Source organism: Bradyrhizobium oligotrophicum (assembly GCF_051168495.1).
GTDB lineage: Bacteria > Pseudomonadota > Alphaproteobacteria > Rhizobiales > Xanthobacteraceae > Bradyrhizobium > Bradyrhizobium oligotrophicum_A.
Genome location: NZ_JBNPVB010000001.1, coordinates 509,744 through 524,806, shown reverse-complemented (window position 1 = coordinate 524,806; position 15,063 = coordinate 509,744). Strand labels below are relative to the sequence as shown.

14 protein-coding genes and 1 pseudogene are annotated in these 15,063 nt (G+C 66.0%); 7 read left to right on the top strand and 8 right to left on the bottom strand.

Annotated elements, in window-relative coordinates; all coding sequences use genetic code 11:
- The first annotated feature begins 42 nt into the window (after positions 1-42).
- The 5 genes and pseudogenes from traA to ACQR1B_RS02230 form a co-directional block, all read left to right on the top strand.
- On the top strand, positions 43-3,054 hold the full coding sequence (traA, locus tag ACQR1B_RS02250) for a Ti-type conjugative transfer relaxase TraA (RefSeq protein ID WP_434831443.1): 3,012 nt from the start codon (positions 43-45) through the stop codon (positions 3,052-3,054).
- A gap of 128 nt (positions 3,055-3,182) precedes the next feature.
- Positions 3,183-3,398: a helix-turn-helix transcriptional regulator gene (locus ACQR1B_RS02245; protein WP_434831444.1), complete on the top strand. Its 216-nt coding sequence runs from the start codon at positions 3,183-3,185 to the stop codon at positions 3,396-3,398.
- Between the two features lie 655 nt (positions 3,399-4,053).
- Positions 4,054-4,293, top strand: a complete 240-nt coding sequence (locus ACQR1B_RS02240; protein WP_434831445.1) for a helix-turn-helix domain-containing protein — start codon at positions 4,054-4,056, stop codon at positions 4,291-4,293.
- A gap of 211 nt (positions 4,294-4,504) precedes the next feature.
- A complete protein-coding gene (locus ACQR1B_RS02235; protein ID WP_434831446.1) occupies positions 4,505-4,735 on the top strand; it encodes a helix-turn-helix domain-containing protein in 231 nt (76 codons plus the stop codon).
- A gap of 103 nt (positions 4,736-4,838) precedes the next feature.
- A pseudogene (locus tag ACQR1B_RS02230) lies at positions 4,839-5,003 on the top strand (JAB domain-containing protein); the annotation flags it as partial.
- A 28-nt stretch (positions 5,004-5,031) separates the two neighbouring features.
- On the opposite strand, the gene ACQR1B_RS02225 reads toward ACQR1B_RS02230, so the two are convergent.
- Positions 5,032-5,892 (bottom strand): DMT family transporter, encoded by an 861-nt coding sequence (locus tag ACQR1B_RS02225; protein WP_434831447.1) that lies wholly within the window; start codon positions 5,890-5,892, stop codon positions 5,032-5,034.
- Between the two features lie 113 nt (positions 5,893-6,005).
- Here ACQR1B_RS02225 and ACQR1B_RS02220 point away from each other — a divergent pair, with 113 nt between their 5' ends.
- On the top strand, positions 6,006-7,406 hold the full coding sequence (locus ACQR1B_RS02220) for a PLP-dependent aminotransferase family protein (protein ID WP_434831448.1): 1,401 nt from the start codon (positions 6,006-6,008) through the stop codon (positions 7,404-7,406).
- A gap of 53 nt (positions 7,407-7,459) precedes the next feature.
- Here ACQR1B_RS02220 and ACQR1B_RS02215 read toward each other — a convergent pair whose 3' ends face one another.
- From ACQR1B_RS02215 to ACQR1B_RS02185, 7 genes are all read right to left on the bottom strand, one after another.
- Positions 7,460-7,777, bottom strand: a complete 318-nt coding sequence (locus ACQR1B_RS02215; protein WP_434831449.1) for a hypothetical protein — start codon at positions 7,775-7,777, stop codon at positions 7,460-7,462.
- Positions 7,778-7,884: 107 nt separating this feature from the next.
- Positions 7,885-9,537: a PAS-domain containing protein gene (locus ACQR1B_RS02210; protein WP_434831450.1), complete on the bottom strand. Its 1,653-nt coding sequence runs from the start codon at positions 9,535-9,537 to the stop codon at positions 7,885-7,887.
- Between the two features lie 143 nt (positions 9,538-9,680).
- Positions 9,681-10,277: an AprI/Inh family metalloprotease inhibitor gene (locus ACQR1B_RS02205; protein WP_434831612.1), complete on the bottom strand. Its 597-nt coding sequence runs from the start codon at positions 10,275-10,277 to the stop codon at positions 9,681-9,683.
- Positions 10,278-10,369: 92 nt separating this feature from the next.
- On the bottom strand, positions 10,370-11,353 hold the full coding sequence (locus ACQR1B_RS02200) for a 2-hydroxyacid dehydrogenase (RefSeq protein ID WP_434831451.1): 984 nt from the start codon (positions 11,351-11,353) through the stop codon (positions 10,370-10,372).
- On the bottom strand, positions 11,353-12,138 hold the full coding sequence (locus tag ACQR1B_RS02195; protein ID WP_434831613.1) for an ABC transporter permease: 786 nt from the start codon (positions 12,136-12,138) through the stop codon (positions 11,353-11,355). Before ACQR1B_RS02195 ends, ACQR1B_RS02200 begins: the two co-directional genes overlap by 1 nt.
- 26 nt (positions 12,139-12,164) lie before the next feature.
- Positions 12,165-12,971 carry an ABC transporter ATP-binding protein gene (locus tag ACQR1B_RS02190; RefSeq protein WP_434831452.1) on the bottom strand — a complete coding sequence of 269 codons (807 nt, stop codon included), beginning with the start codon at positions 12,969-12,971 and terminating at the stop codon, positions 12,165-12,167.
- A gap of 27 nt (positions 12,972-12,998) precedes the next feature.
- On the bottom strand, positions 12,999-14,018 hold the full coding sequence (locus tag ACQR1B_RS02185; protein WP_434831453.1) for an ABC transporter substrate-binding protein: 1,020 nt from the start codon (positions 14,016-14,018) through the stop codon (positions 12,999-13,001).
- Between the two features lie 92 nt (positions 14,019-14,110).
- Here ACQR1B_RS02185 and ACQR1B_RS02180 point away from each other — a divergent pair, with 92 nt between their 5' ends.
- On the top strand, positions 14,111-14,926 hold the full coding sequence (locus ACQR1B_RS02180; protein ID WP_434831454.1) for a creatininase family protein: 816 nt from the start codon (positions 14,111-14,113) through the stop codon (positions 14,924-14,926).
- Positions 14,927-15,063: the final 137 nt, after the last annotated feature.

Below are 15,063 nucleotides of genomic sequence, written 5' to 3'. Positions count from 1 at the left end.
TCGTGCCGACGTTCGCTTCGCTGTGTAGATGCTCTGGTCGCGATGGCGATCTATCATCTTCACGTCAAGGTCATTGGCCGGAAGGCCGGGAGCAGTGCGGTGGCGTCGGCGGCCTACCGCTCCGCCTCGCGGCTGCGCGACGAGCGGCTCGGCCGGGAGCAGGATTTTTCCGCCAAACGCGGCGTCGTGCATTCCGAGGTGATGCTGCCGGAGAATGCGCCGGAGGCGTGGAGCGATCGGGAGCGGCTTTGGAATGCGGTCGAAGCGTCCGAAGTCCGGAAAGATGCCCAGCTAGCCCGTGAGGTGGAGTTCGCCCTTCCGCGTGAGATGAGTGAGGCGCAAGGCATCGAGCTGGCCCGCGACTTCGTTCGGGGGGAGTTCGTCGGTCTCGGCATGATCGCCGACCTCAACGTGCACTGGGACAGGGCTGAGGACGGCATGCCGAAACCCCATGCCCATGTGATGCTGACCATGCGTGCGGTCGACGAGAACGGGTTCGGCCGGAAACTGCGGGACTGGAACCGCACCGAGATGGTCGAGCGCTGGCGCGAACGCTGGGCGGAGCTTGCCAACGAGCGGCTGGCCGAGCTCGACATCGATGCACGGATCGACCATCGCAGTCTGGAAGCCCAGGGTATCCGGCTTGAGCCGCAAAGCCAGATCGGCGCGCCGGCCAAGCGGATCGAGGCTCTAAGCATCGACGGCGGAGCGATCGAGGCCGACCGGGCTGAGATGCACCGCGAGATCGCGCGGAACAACGGCGCGCGGATCATCGCCGATTCCTCCCTCGGGCTGGACGCCATCACCCAGCAGCAATCGACCTTTACACGGCGCGACCTGGCCAAGTTCGCGCACCGGCACAGTGACGGGCTCGACCAGTTCAACGAGGTCATGGGCGCGCTACGGGGAGCGCCCGATCTGGTCGAACTCGGCAGGGACGCCCGCGGTGAGAATCGGTTCACCACCCGCGATATGATTGAGGCCGAACAGCGCCTGCACCGCGCGGCCAAACTGATGGCGGAACGGGAGCGCCATGAGGTGCGCGACGCGGACCGAGAGGCCGCTGTGGTGCGTGCGGAAGCACGCGGCCTGGTACTTTCGTCCGAGCAGGCCGAGGCGTTGGCGCATGTCACGAACGGACGCGATCTCAGCATCGTTCTCGGCCATGCCGGTACGGGAAAGAGCGCGATGCTGGGAGTGGCGCGGGAGGCGTGGGAAGCGGCAGGCTTCGAGGTCCGGGGCGTGGCGCTGTCCGGCATTGCGGCGGAAAACCTCGAAGGCGGATCGGGCATTGCGTCGCGCACGATCGCCAGCCTGGAGCATGGCTGGGAACAGGGCCGCGATCTGCTCAAATCGAGCGATGTGCTGGTGATCGACGAAGCCGGCATGGTTGGCACGCGGCAGCTCGAGCGCGTGCTGTCCCATGCGGCCGAGGCTGGAGCCAAGGTTGTCCTGGTCGGCGATCCGCAACAGCTGCAGGCCATCGAGGCGGGCGCGGCATTCCGGTCGATCCATGAGCATCACGGCGGCGCAGAAATCGGCGAGGTGCGCCGTCAGCGCCAGGACTGGCAGCGCGACGCCACGCGCGATCTGGCGACCGGCAAAGTGGGCCATGCGCTGGAAGCGTATCGTGCCAATGGCATGGTGCATGAGGCCCCAACCCGCGAGCAGGCGCGCGCGGATCTGATCGGACGCTGGGACCGCGACCGGCAGGTCTCACCGGACCGGAGCCGGATCATCCTCACCCACACCAACGACGAGGTGCGCGTCCTGAACGAGGCAGCGCGCGAGCGGATGCGGGCCGCCGGCGATCTGGGGCACGAGGTGCGTGTGACGGTCGAACGCGGCACGAAAACCGTCGCCAGTGGGGATCGCGTCATGTTCCTGCAGAACGAGCGCAGCCTTAGCGTCAAGAACGGCACGCTCGGGACCGTCGAGCTGGTCAGCACCCAATCCATGACCGTACAGACCGACGACGGCCGGTCCGTGCGCTTTGATCTGAAGGATTACAACCGGATAGACCACGGCTATGCCGCCACCATCCACAAGGCGCAGGGCATGACGGTTGACCGCGTCCATGTGCTTGCGACGCCGGGCATGGACGCCCACAGCAGCTATGTCGCCCTGTCGCGGCACCGCGACGGGGTGGACCTGCATTATGGCACTGACGATTTTGCCAACACGCATCGGCTCACCCGCGTCCTGTCGCGCGATCGCGCCAAGGACATGGCCTCGGATTACGACCGTGCCGATCCGGTCCAGAGCTACGCCGAGCGGCGCGGGATCACGTTCCGCGAACGCGTGGTCGAGATCGTGCGCAAGGTCGTGCCGGACGAGCTGCGCGGCATGTTCGACGGCCATCGCGTGCCTCGAGAGGCATCCGACCAGGACGGCGGACGGCGACCCCAGCGGGAAGCGCCGGAACGGGACGGCAGCCGCATCGCAGCCGACCGACGCGAAACCGAAGCGCCGGCAAGGGACGTGGCGCAAGACTCGGAGGCAGAAGCGCGTCGCGTCCGGACCCGGGCGCTAGTGCGCCATGCCCGCGCCGTGGATGCGATCTTCGCGGCGCAGGAGACGGGCGGCAGAGCGAGCCCTGAACAGGTGAGAGAGTTGCAGAACGCCCGCAAGGCCTTCGAGGAGGTGCGCCCCTTTGGCTTCCACGACGCTGAAACCGCCTATAAGAAGAACCCGGAGCTCGCCCGCGAAGCCGTGAGCGGGAGCCTCAACCGCGCCATCCGCGCGCTCCAGCTCGAGACCGAACTGCGCATCGCCCCTCACCGCCGCGCCGACCGCTTCGTGGAGGACTGGCAGAGGCTCGACCAAGCCAGCCTGCGCCAGTATCAGGCGGGCGATTTCTCCGGCTACAGGGCCACGCGCTCCGCGATGGGCGACATGGCAAGAAGCCTCGAACGCGATCCGCAACTGGAATCGCTCCTCGACAATCGCAAGCGGGAGCTCGGCATCGCGTTCGAATCAGGCCGCCGGCTCGGCCAGGAATTGGCCTTCGCCCATGGCATCGGCTTTGGAAGAGACCGAGGGCTCGAACGTTGACTCGGCCAATTTGCCGCCGTTGGGACGCCACGCCGCGACAAGTCGAAAATCCAATTGCACGCCCGGCAGATGCCTGCCCCTCTGCTCTCAGCAGCGGTCAGAAACAGCCAACAGGAGGCAGCGCGGCCATGCGCGAACCAGATCGTATCCTCCGTCTGAAAACCGTCCTCGCCAGGACCGGGCTGTCCCGATCCACCATCTACCGCAAGATCGCCGAGGGCACCTTCCCGGCTCAGCTCAAGATCAGCGCAAACGGGTCCGGCTGGCATGAATCCGATATCGGCCGGTGGATCAAAAATCCAGTCGGATGGCGTCCGAAAGGCGAGTTCAATGAAGTCCGATAAAGAGAAGAAGCTCGTTGTCGCCAGGGAGACGAAATTGCCGAAGACCAAGTGTCCGCCATTGCCCGATAACCGGCAAGCTGGCCGATGGAAGCCGTCGTTCCGTCAGCCAGTCAACCGTGTTCGAAAGCAGCTTGATCGACGCGATCCTGACCAATCATGAACGATTCGCTTAGCCGTTCAGCCGCGGCGGGTTGAGGCAATTGACTCGATCAGCTGGCAGACCGCCGTCTCATGGTTTCGGAGAGAGTTTGCCCACGTATCGGCTTTCCACGTCATCTGGCCCAAAGGCCCTCCGAACATGGTTGTCATGAACGGTATGACCTCGGCTGCCTGCGCGGTCCCACAGGCAACGTCGGATTGGCTGACCACCGTTAGGACGTGGCCCCGATAATCGATAGCAGTGACCGCCAAGACGCGATCATTGAGGGAATTCTCTTCGTGAGTTCGAGACTTGGACCTGCTTTTTCTCGGACCACCATCTCCGACATTGCCCCGACCCGGCATAGCAACGATCCCCGATTTCGCATCACCCCAGTTGCTTTCCTGGCGAGAGTGGGAAGCCTCGCGATTGTAGACCATCGTCTACAATCTAGCAATCGGAAATGAGATTCATAGTCCGTAGACCGATAGTCTACATTCTTCTCGATTTATCCCTATGGCGGATGAATCGGCAATTGTGGGGATAGTCGCTGCGAACGTGCGACGAGCGCGAAAAGCGTTGAATTGGTCTCAGGAGCAACTTGCTTTCGAGGCAGATCTTGATCGTACCTACATTTCCCAGGTCGAACGGGGAAAGCGGAATATGACCATCGTCGTCCTTGCGCGTCTAGCAACCGCACTGCATACGACTCCGGAACGCCTGATTGCAGCCGGGTCCCGAAGGGGCGTCGGTTAGCTGTGTGTACCCTTCACTTGTCCGCCCCATGAATTGGGCGCGACAGAACGACGATCGTCTCACTTTCGAGATCGGCCGCGCTCGAAGAATGGACATACGCCTATTCATCGCCGTTCGCCCGCAGCTGCACTCCAGATGGCTCGTCCAAATTTCAGCTCTGACCGAGACCTTGCATGCTCCTGTCTTACGCATCGTGATCTGGAGTAGAAGGATGGGAGATCGGAAATACCTAACCGTAGAGGAAGTCGCTGAGCGCTATCGCGGAGCAGTGAGCGTGGGGACGTTGCGGAATTGGCGAGTGACGCGCGTTGGCCCACCCTTCGTCAAAATCGGCAAAGCAGTTCTCTACCCCGTCGATCAGCTTGAGGCCTGGGACAAGCGCAATATGGTGTTGTGCCGTGACTCCGGAAGAGCGACCAGGACCGAGACTGATAAAGCGTGATGATCACGATTCGTCACACGTTACCGTCCCCATTCCCCGTCCCCACCTAAACGATTTTTCTCGAAATACACCCTTATAACAACCACATAGGCCCAGCACTGCCCTGGTGCACAACCACCCCTCCGGCGATCCGACGCCGTCGCAGGCCGACATCCGCATGACCAAAACCATCGTCGACATCGCCAGGCCGCTCGGCATCGCCGTCCACGATCACATCATCGTCGGCAAGAACGGACATACCAGCCTGAAGGGCTCCGGGCTGATGTGAGGCGACGTTCTGGCTTGCGTTCTCGCCGTCACGCCCACCGCCGCGCCATCGCGACGGACAGCACGACGATCGCAGCGGCGCCGAGCATGGTCGCGGACACCGGCTCGTGCAGCAGCACGCCCGCGAAAGCGAGGCCGAGAAAGGGCTGCAGCAACTGCAATTGGCCGACCGTCGCGGTGCCGCCGCGCGCCAGCCCACGGTACCAGAACGCGAAGCCGATGAACATGCTGAACACCGAGACATAAGCGAGCCCCAGCCAGGCCGCCACCGTGATCGCCCTCGCGGACGCCGGCCAGGTCAGCGCAGACAGCATCAGCATCGCCGGCGCCGACAGCAGCAGCGCCCATGAGATCACCTGCCAGCCGCCGAGCCGCCGCGTGAGCACGGCGCCTTCGGCGTAGCCGAGACCGCAGACGATCACGGCCGCGATCATCGCGAGGTCGCCGATCGGCGACGCCACACCATCCTGCGACAGGACAAAACCCGAGACGGACGCGGCGCCGACAGCAGCAAACAGCCAGAACAGCGGCCGCGGCCGCTCGCCGCCGCGCAACACGCCGAACAGCGCCGTCGACAGCGGCAGCAGGCCGATGAACACGATCGCATGCGCCGAGGTGACGTGCTGGAGCGCGAGTGCCGTGAGCAGCGGAAAGCCGACGACGACGCCGAGCGCCACGATCACCAGCGAGACCAGATCGCGCCGCCCCGGAAACGGCTGGCGCAGCAGCGCGAGGCAGAGCGCGGCCAGCACCGCAGCGAGGCTGGCGCGGGCACCGGTCAGGAACAGCGGCGCGAACCCGCTCACGGCGACCCGGGTGGCCGGCAGCGAGGCGCTGAAGATCACGACGGCGAACAGTCCGCTGCCCCATCCCGCGAGCGATGATCCCATGCCGGCCTCCCTGCATTCACGTGCAGGGCGTCGGTAGCCCGCGGGCGGCTTGCCGGGGCAGGTACAGATCAGTACACTTTCATCAAACTGTATGGCTAGAGGAAGCAGTACAAATGAGCGCGAACGACACGCTGCTGCCGGCGGCCCCGACACGGACCCGTGCGGTGATGGACGCCATCCGCACCCGCATCGCCAACCGCGCCCTCGGTCCCGGCGACCGGCTGCCCTCGATCCGCGGGCTCGCGGCAGCCATGAAGGTCTCGCCGTCGACGGTGGTGGAGGCCTATGACCGGCTGGCTGCCGAAGGCCTCATCAACGCGCGCCGCGGTTCGGGATTCTACGCCGCGGCCGCGGCCTCGCCGCCGATGGCGCTCACCGCCAACGAGCCGCGCGAGCGGGCCGTGGATCCGTTCTGGGTCTCGCGGCAATCGCTCGACGCGGAGCCCGGCACCTTGATGCCCGGCTGCGGCTGGCTGCCGGCGGACTGGATGCCGCAGGATGCGCTGCGTCGCGCCTTTCGCGGCCTCGCCCGCGGCGACGACCGCGTCCTGGCCGATTACGGCAGCGCGCATGGGTCCGGAGCATTGCGCCGGCTGCTGCTGACCCGCCTGAACGCGATCGGCATCGAGGCCGCGCCGGAGCAATTGCTGCTCACGGTGTCCGGCACCCAGGCGATCGACCTGATCTGCCGTTTCCTGCTGCGTCCGGGCGACACCGTGCTGGTCGACGATCCCTGCTACTTCAACTTTCTCGCGCTCTTGCGCGCGCATCGGGTCAAGGTGATCGGCGTGCCGATGACGCCCTCGGGACCCGACGTCGCGCGGTTCGAAGCCATTCTCGCCACCGAGCAGCCGCGCCTCTACATCACCAACTCGGCGCTGCAGAATCCGACCGGCGCGACGTTGTCGCCACAGACCGCGCACCGGCTGCTGAACGCTACGGCCCATGGTCTCATCATCGTCGAGGACGACATCTTTGCCGATTTCGAGCCCGAACCGTCGCCACGGCTGGCCGCGCTCGACGGCCTGTCCAACGTGATCCTGGTCGGAAGCTTTTCCAAGACGCTGTCGGCGTCGATGCGCTGCGGCTACATCGCGGCCCGGTCCGATTGGGTCGAGCACCTGGTCGACCTGCAAATCGCGACCGGCTTCGGCGGCCCCGGCCGCTCCGCAACGGAGGCGCTGACGCGCATCCTGTCGGGCGGCGTCTATCGCAAGCATGTCGAGGAATTGCGCGGACGGCTGGCACGCGCGCGGCGTCAGACCGCGGACAAGCTGCGCCGCATCGGGATCACGCCGTGGCTAATGCCGCGCGGCGGCGCCGCTCTGTGGTGTGCCCTGCCCGAAGGTCGTGACGCAGCCGACGTCGCGCGCAAGGCGCTGTCGGACGCGGTCGTGCTCGCGCCCGGAAATGTCTTCAGCGTCTCACAGACGGCCACGCACATGATGCGCTTCAACGTCGCGCATTGCGAGGATCCGCGCGTGATGGCCGCGCTGGAGCGCGCCCTCGACTGACCGGCGGCACGGCATGGCCGCGCCGCTTCATGCCCGGGCCGACCAGGACCGGATCAGTAGCAGTAGCGCGGATGGACGCGCACATAGGCGCCGTCGCCGCGCTGCAGGTAGCAGCCGTTGCGATAGGCGTAGTATCCGCCGCGGCGTCGCTCGCCGTCGGCAGCGATCGCGGCTCCCGTGCCGGCACCGATCGCCGCACCACGTCCGCCGCCGATCGCGCCACCCAGAATCGCGCCGCCGGCGCCACCGAGGATCGCGCCGCCGAGTGCATCCTGCGCGGCCGCCTGATGCAGCGGCGCGACAGCCGCCAGCGTCAGCAGCGCTGCGGCGCCAAGGCGGGCGGCAAAGGGAATTCTCGAGCGTCGGATCATGAACAGGCCTCCGTTCCGGGCCTTCGATCCCGCCCGGTCGGGCCGTTCTTGATGCAGATCAAGGCGCAGTCAAGGCAGGATAATCCCGGGATTACCCCGGGTCGACGTCATGCCGCTGCGCGATGATCCTGCGTCTGGTCCTCTATGATGCTGAGCAGATATTTCGGCTCGCCCTCGCCGATCGACACCGGCAGCCGGCGCACGACGATGTCGCGAGGACCGTTTCCGGGTGTGACGATGCGATGCGCGCGCGGCCGGTCGTCGCCGCGCCCTGCGAGCTGATCGCGTGCGGCCTCCTCGAGGATCGCGCCGGTGGGCTCGGAGAACAGCTCGGCCGGCGTGCGGCCGATGATCTCGGTGCGCGGCAGGCCGAACAGGATTTCGGTGGCGCGATTGACGAACACGTAGCGCAGCGAATGCGCATCCTTGGCCAGCACCGCCTGCGGAATGTTTTCGAGCAGCGCCGCGAGGAAATATTCCGCCCGCGCCAGGACCCGCTCGTTGCGCCGCTGCGCCGTGAAATCCTCATGCGTCGCGATCCAGCCGCCGCCCGCCATCGGGCGCTCCGAGATGCGGATGACGCGCCCGTCGGCGAGCTCGACCTCGACGATGTCGGCCCTGCCTTCCTTCATGCGCTGCCTGAGGGCGGCGAGGAAGTCCGACGGCTTCTCGCGCATCAGGCCGAGCTTGGCGCGGTGCGCGAGGATGTCGCGCACATGGGCGCCGGGTTTCGCGATCGAGGCCGGAACGCCGTAGAGCTCGCGGTACTGATCGTTGATCATCAGCACGTAGCCGAAACTGTCGAGCATGATCAGTCCCTGGGGCATGTTGGCGACCGCCGCGTCGAGCCGCTGCTGGCTGTCGAGCGCGCCCTGCTCCAGCCGCTCGTGCTCGCGCAGGATGTCGGCATGCTGGCGCTCGATCTCGACCTCGTGCTCCTCGAGCTCCAGAATACGGAACGCGCCGTCCTGGAACGTTTCCACCGCATGGGCGACCCGTCCGATCTCGTCGTGACGACGCGCATACGGGATTTTCAGCTTGATCCGTCCCGCAGCGATGCGGTCGGTCACGCGGGCGATTTCGAGCAGCGGCGTCAGCACGCCCCAGCGCAGCGCCAGCGCGACGGCGGCGATCAGCATCAGGATGAGCACGCCGAGCCCGCAGAGATAGAACGAGACCAGGCCGCGCGCGTCGATGGCCTCGCCGAGCTCCCGCATGCGGTCGGCGTAGAGTCGCGCCAGTTGCTCGATATCCTCGTTGAGCGCGGTCCGCGCCTCGCGGTTCTGGTCGTTGTCGCCGAGTTCGCGCGCCGCGGACGAGCCGACCGAGATCGTCCGCCGCGCCATCTCGGTACGAAACTCCATGAACTGATCGATGCGCTGCTTGAACGCGGCGAACTGCGCCGCGTCGTCGTCGGTCACGAGCGCCTGCCATTCCTCGACCACCTTGGCGAGCTGCTGGATCTTCGCCAGCTGCGCATCGGCGTAACGCCGCGCCACGTTGCGGTCCGGCGACATGTAGATGCCGCGCGACTCCATCACGACGGCGAAGATCAGCGCGTTGGTGCGCTCGATGTTGCGGGATACGGCAGCGAGCGTTTCGAGCCGCTGATAGAACAGGCGCTGCTCCTGGAGCGCCGAGAGCGCGCCCAGCGTCAACACCGTCACGAGCACGGCGAAGGCGGTGGCGACCGCCGAGATCTTGTCGTTGAGGCTGAACGACGGCAGCGACGTGGTGAACCTGCGCAACCGCGACGGCATGGCTCGCTCCCGACTCTGGAGACAACCAGCAGACGCAAAATCGGTAAACGACACGTTCAAAGCACGGCCGCAAGTCGCAACGAAGCGTTAACCCCGGTTTCGCATTCGTTAACGCCGGTGCCGGCTGCGCGAGGCGTGCCGGCTCACTGCCGCAGCATGATCAGGGGATTGGCGCTGTCGGGCACCAGCCGCCATTGCGCGTTGTCGTCGGCCTCGAACCGCCAGGTCTCGCCGCGGCCGGACATCAGCATCATCTGGCCGTGTTCGAGCCGCCACTGCGTCGGCGCGAAGGCCGCGATCGCGGCATCGCATTTGGGCTTTACGAACACCTGGAAATTGTCGTTGCCGGCGTCGGTGTTGGTCAGCACCAGCGTGCACACGGTGACGCCGTTGCCGCGCACCATGGCCCAATCGCCGATCATCTGGTCCATCGATTTGGCCAGCGACCGCGCCGCCGCCAGGTTCTGCAGGATGTAGACGCCCTCGCCCTGGCGCAGGCCCTCGAAGATGCCGGCCTCGACCTCGGTGAAGTCGATCACCGCCTCGCCGTTGGCGGCCTGCAGGCTGACGATGTCGAGCCCCTTCACGTTCCAGCCGGCGATGTCCTTGGTGAAGGGCAGCGCCGCCGCGCAGCCCGGCTCCAGATCGAGCTTCATGCCGCGCGGCGCGGCATCCGGCTTCAGGGTCACGACGCAGGTCTTGCTGCGCTCGGTGGTCGCGAGCTCCCACTGCCCGATCATCGCCTTCTTGAGGCCCGACGTGTCCTGCGCACCAACGGGCAGGCTCGTCGCGAAACACAGAAGCGCGATCAGCGGTGGGAGAGCTCTCGTCATCAGCGGCCTTTCACCGGCGTTTCCGGAACGGGCGTCAGCGGCGGCTTGCCGGCAAACCAGACCTTGAGGTTGTCGACCACCAGCTGATCCATCGCGTTGCGGGTTACGATGGCAGCCGAGCCGATGTGTGGCAGCAGCACGACATTGTCCATCGCCTTGAGCGCGTCCGGCACCGCCGGCTCCTTCTCGAACACGTCGAGGCCGGCGGCGAGGATGGTGCCCGACTTCAGCGCCTCGATCAGCGCCGGCTCGTCGATGACGGTGCCGCGGGCGACGTTGACGACGACGCCGCGCGGTCCGAGCGCCTTCAGCACCTCGGCATTGACGATCTTGTTGGTGCTGGCGCCGCCGGGCACGATCACGACCAGAGTATCGACGTCCTTGGCCATCTGCAGCAGGTCGGGATAGTGCTTGTTGGACACGCCATCGGCCGGCTTGCGCGAATGATAGACGACGGGCACCAGCGAGGCTTCGAGCCGGCGCGCGATCGCCTGGCCGATGCGGCCCATGCCGACCATGCCGACGGTGCGGTCGCGCAGCGAGCCGACGCTGAGCGGATAGGGCTTGTCGGACCACGCGCCGGAACGGACGAAGCGGTCGGCCTTGACGAACTCGCGGCAGGTCGCGATCAAGAGGCCCAACGCGACGTCGGCAACCTCCTCGGTCAGCACGTCCGGCGTGTTGGTGACGATGATGCCGTGCTGACCGGCATGGGCGGCGGCGATGTGGTCGTAGCCGACGCCGAAGCTCGCGATCATCTCCAGCTTCGGCAGCATCGCCATGATTGCGGCATCGGTCTTGACGGTGTGGAAGGTCACGGCGACGCCGCGAATCCGGCCCTTGACGTCGGCCGGCAGCGCTTCGAGATCGGCCTGCGTCGTCGCATGGTGCACGGTGAAACTGTCGGGAAACCCCTTCTCCAGGATCGGCCGCAATGGCCCATAGATCAGAACGTCGATCTTGTCAGAGGAAGTGGCCGCCATCAGTTGTCCTTTCCAAGAGCACTTTCGTGCCAGCGCCGCAAAACGAGGTGCGAAACTAGCGCCAGCACGCCATAGATGACAATCCCGGCGACCGACAGCAGCACCAATGCTGCGAACATGCGAGGTATGTTGAGACGATAGCCGGATTCCGCGATGCGATAGGCGAGACCCGAGCCCGCGCCGGCGCTGCCGGCGGCGATCTCGGCGACCACGGCGCCGATCAGCGACAGCCCGCCGGCGATGCGCAGGCCGCCGAGAATGTAGGGCAGCGCGGCCGGCAGCTTCAGATGGCGCAAGGTCTGCCAGCGCGACGCGCCGTAGAGCTGGAACAGCCCTGCGAGATTGCGGTCGACCGAATTGAGGCCGAGCGCCGTGTTGGACAGCACCGGAAAGAAGCCGACGATCCACGCGCAGGTCACCACCGCGGTCTGCTGCGGCAGATAGATCAGGAGCAGCGGCGCGATCGCGATCACGGGCGTGACCTGCAGCACGACAGCATAGGGAAACAAAGCCCATTCCAGCCATCGCGACTGGTTGAACAAGAGCGCCAGCGCGATGCCGCCGAGCGCAGCCGCAATGAAGCCTTCGAGCGTCGTGATCAGGGTCGTCAGCAGCGACTGCGCCAGGATGTCCCAATCGGCGATCAAGGTCTTCAGCACCAGCAGCGGACCCGGCAGCACATAGGGCTGGATGCCGTTGAGGCGCACCACCAGTTCCCACGCCGTCATCGCGGCGACGAAGACCACGGCCGGAAAGGCGAGGCTCGCCAGCCGCGCACTCGCGATCGCCAGACCTCGCTCGTGGCCGCCGCTCACAGCGCATGTACTCCGGTATAGGCCGGGGCCAGCGCATCTGACACGCGGCGGCAATAGCCGGCATAGGCCGGCGAGGCGCGGAACGCATCATCGCGCGGCGCGTCCGTCTCGATCCGGATCTCGGCGCTGAGCCGGCCGGGCCGCGCCGTCATCACCAGCACGCGCTGCGACAGATAGACCGACTCGAACACCGAATGGGTCACGAACACGACGGTCATGTTCAAGCTGCGCCACAGCGCCAGCAGATCGTCGTTGAGACGGAAGCGCGTGATCTCGTCGAGGGCTGCGAACGGCTCGTCCATCAGCAGGATGTCCGGCCGCGTCACCAGCGCCCGCGCCAGCGAGGCACGCATCTTCATGCCGCCGGACAATTCGCGCGGAAAGGCCTCCGCAAAATCGGCCAGGCCGACCTGCGCCAGCGCCGCATCGATCCTCAGCCGCGCCTCGCCAGAGGGCACATGCGAAAGCTTGAGCGGCAGACCGACATTGTCGCGCACGCTGGTCCAGGGCATCAAGGTCGGCTCCTGGAACACGAAGCCGATGCGGTGGCCGGGCCGCGCGTCCGTCGATGCCGCGGCAACCTCCACCACTCCGCTGCTGGGCGCAACGAGACCGGCGATCAGCCGCAGCGCCGTCGACTTGCCGCAGCCGGAGGGGCCGAGCAGCGAGACGAACGCGCCCCTCTCGATCGTAAGATCGATCGGCCCGAGCGCGGCAACGCCGGAGTCGTAGACCTTGGTGACGCCGCGCAGGCGCACCGCGGCGACTCCGGCACGGCTCTCGGACGAAGGGGGCGAACTCATCTGCTGATGGCGCCGATGCGATCCGTCCTAATTCTTCGGCCTGAGATCGAGGCCGACGCCCTTGTTGACGAAACGCGTGGTGAAGGATTTTCGGTAGTCGATCGTCGGCTTGACGACGCCGGCCCGCACCATCTTGTCGAAGAAGCTGGTGGTGCGCTCCTCGGTCATGGCGCCGATGCCCTTCTCCACGCTGTCGCCGGAATCGACGATGCCATATTCCTTCATCTTGGCGACCGAATAGGCCAGGAGGTCGTCGGTCATCTCCGGATTCATCTTCTTGATCAGCGCATTGCCGGCAGAGTTGTCGCCGTAGATGTAGGTGTACCAGCCGATGATCGAGGCGTCGACGAAGCGCTGCACCAGATCCGGCTTGCTCTCGATCAGGTCGCGCCGCGTCTCGATCAGGGTCGAGTAGGTGTTGAAGCCGTAATCGGCCAGCAGGATCACGCCGGGCTTGAAGCTGGCGGCGCGCTCGACGGCGAACGGCTCCGACGTCACATAGCCCTGCATCGCGCTCTGCGCGGTCGCGATGAACGGCTGCGGATTGAAGGTGTAGGGACGGACATTCTTCTCGGAGAAGCCGTATTCCGATTTCAGCCATTGATAGTAGCTGGAGATGCCTTCCTTGGAGACGAACAGGGTCAGCGGCTTCAGCTCCTCGAGCTTGGTGATCTTGGACTCCGGATGCGTTAGGAACACCTGCGGATCCTTCTGGAACATCGCCGCGATCGACACCACCGGCACGTTGTTGGCGACGGCGTCGAATGCCATCAGCGTGTTCGCCGCCATGAAGAACTCGATCTTGCCCGAGATCAGCAGCATGCGGTTGTTCTCGTTCGGGCCGCCAGGCACGATCGTCACGTCGAGGCCGTAACGCTTGTAGGTCCCGTCGGCGACGGCCTGGAAGAAACCGCCATGTTCGGCCTCGGCAACCCAATTGGTGCCGAACGAGACCTTGTCCAGGGTCTGGGCCTGCGCCGATCCGGCCACGGCGCCGAGAACCAGCCATGCCGCCATTAACGTTCGCGACAGAAGCGATTGCGCCATGTCTGGTCTCCCCCGGTGCTTTCTGGCTGAACATGTTAAGATCAATGGGCGATAACTACCCTGCCCGACGGACGAAGGAAACTGCCCGCGCGATGACCCTGCCACCCCGCGACTGGACCGAGTTGCATTGGCCCGCCCTGGAAACGTCCGACGCCGCCAGCTGGATCGCGGTGCTGCCGCTCGCGGCCACCGAGCAGCACGGGCCGCATCTGCCGCTCGGCACCGACGTCCATATCGCGGAGGCCTATCTCGCTTGCGTCCGCGCGCTGCTGCCGCCAGAGCTGCCGGTGACATTCCTGCCGGTGCAGCCGGTCGGCATCTCGACCGAGCATATCGACTATCCGGGCACGCTGACCCTCCCGACCGAAACCGCGCTGCAAAGCTGGCGCGCGCTCGGCGACAGCGTCGCGCGCGCCGGGATCAGGAAGCTCGTGATCGTCACCAGCCATGGCGGCAACAGCGCCGCGATGACCCTGGTTGCGCAGGACCTGCGCGCGGTCCATCGCATGCTGGTGGTGACGACGTCGTGGTCGCGCTTCGGCGCGCCCGACGGCCTGTTCTCCGCCGACGAGCTGCGCCACGGCATCCATGGCGGCGCCGTCGAGACCTCGATCATGCAGGCCCGTCATCCGCAGCTGGTGCGCAACGACGCCATTGCCGATTTCACATCCTCGGGCGCTGCGATGGAGACCGGCAACCGCGTGCTGTCGACGCAGCGGCCCGCACCGCTGGCGTGGCAGACGCAGGACCTGAACGCGAGCGGCGCGGTCGGCGACGCCACGCAGGCTTCGGCCGAGAAGGGCGACCGCGTGCTCGAGCACGGCGCTCGCGCATTCTGCGCGTTGCTGGAGGATGTCGATAACTTCGACGTGAACACGCTTCGCGCGGGCCCGCTCGCGAGCCGTTAGACCGGCATCAAGCGTCTGTATCGATTAACTAATTCCGATATCGCCCCGACCATCCTCGGGCGAATCGAACCGCTTTCGAAAAGGCTCCGTCCAATGGGGCAAGCGGCCGGGAACCTGCCGCCCCAACGCACACAGGA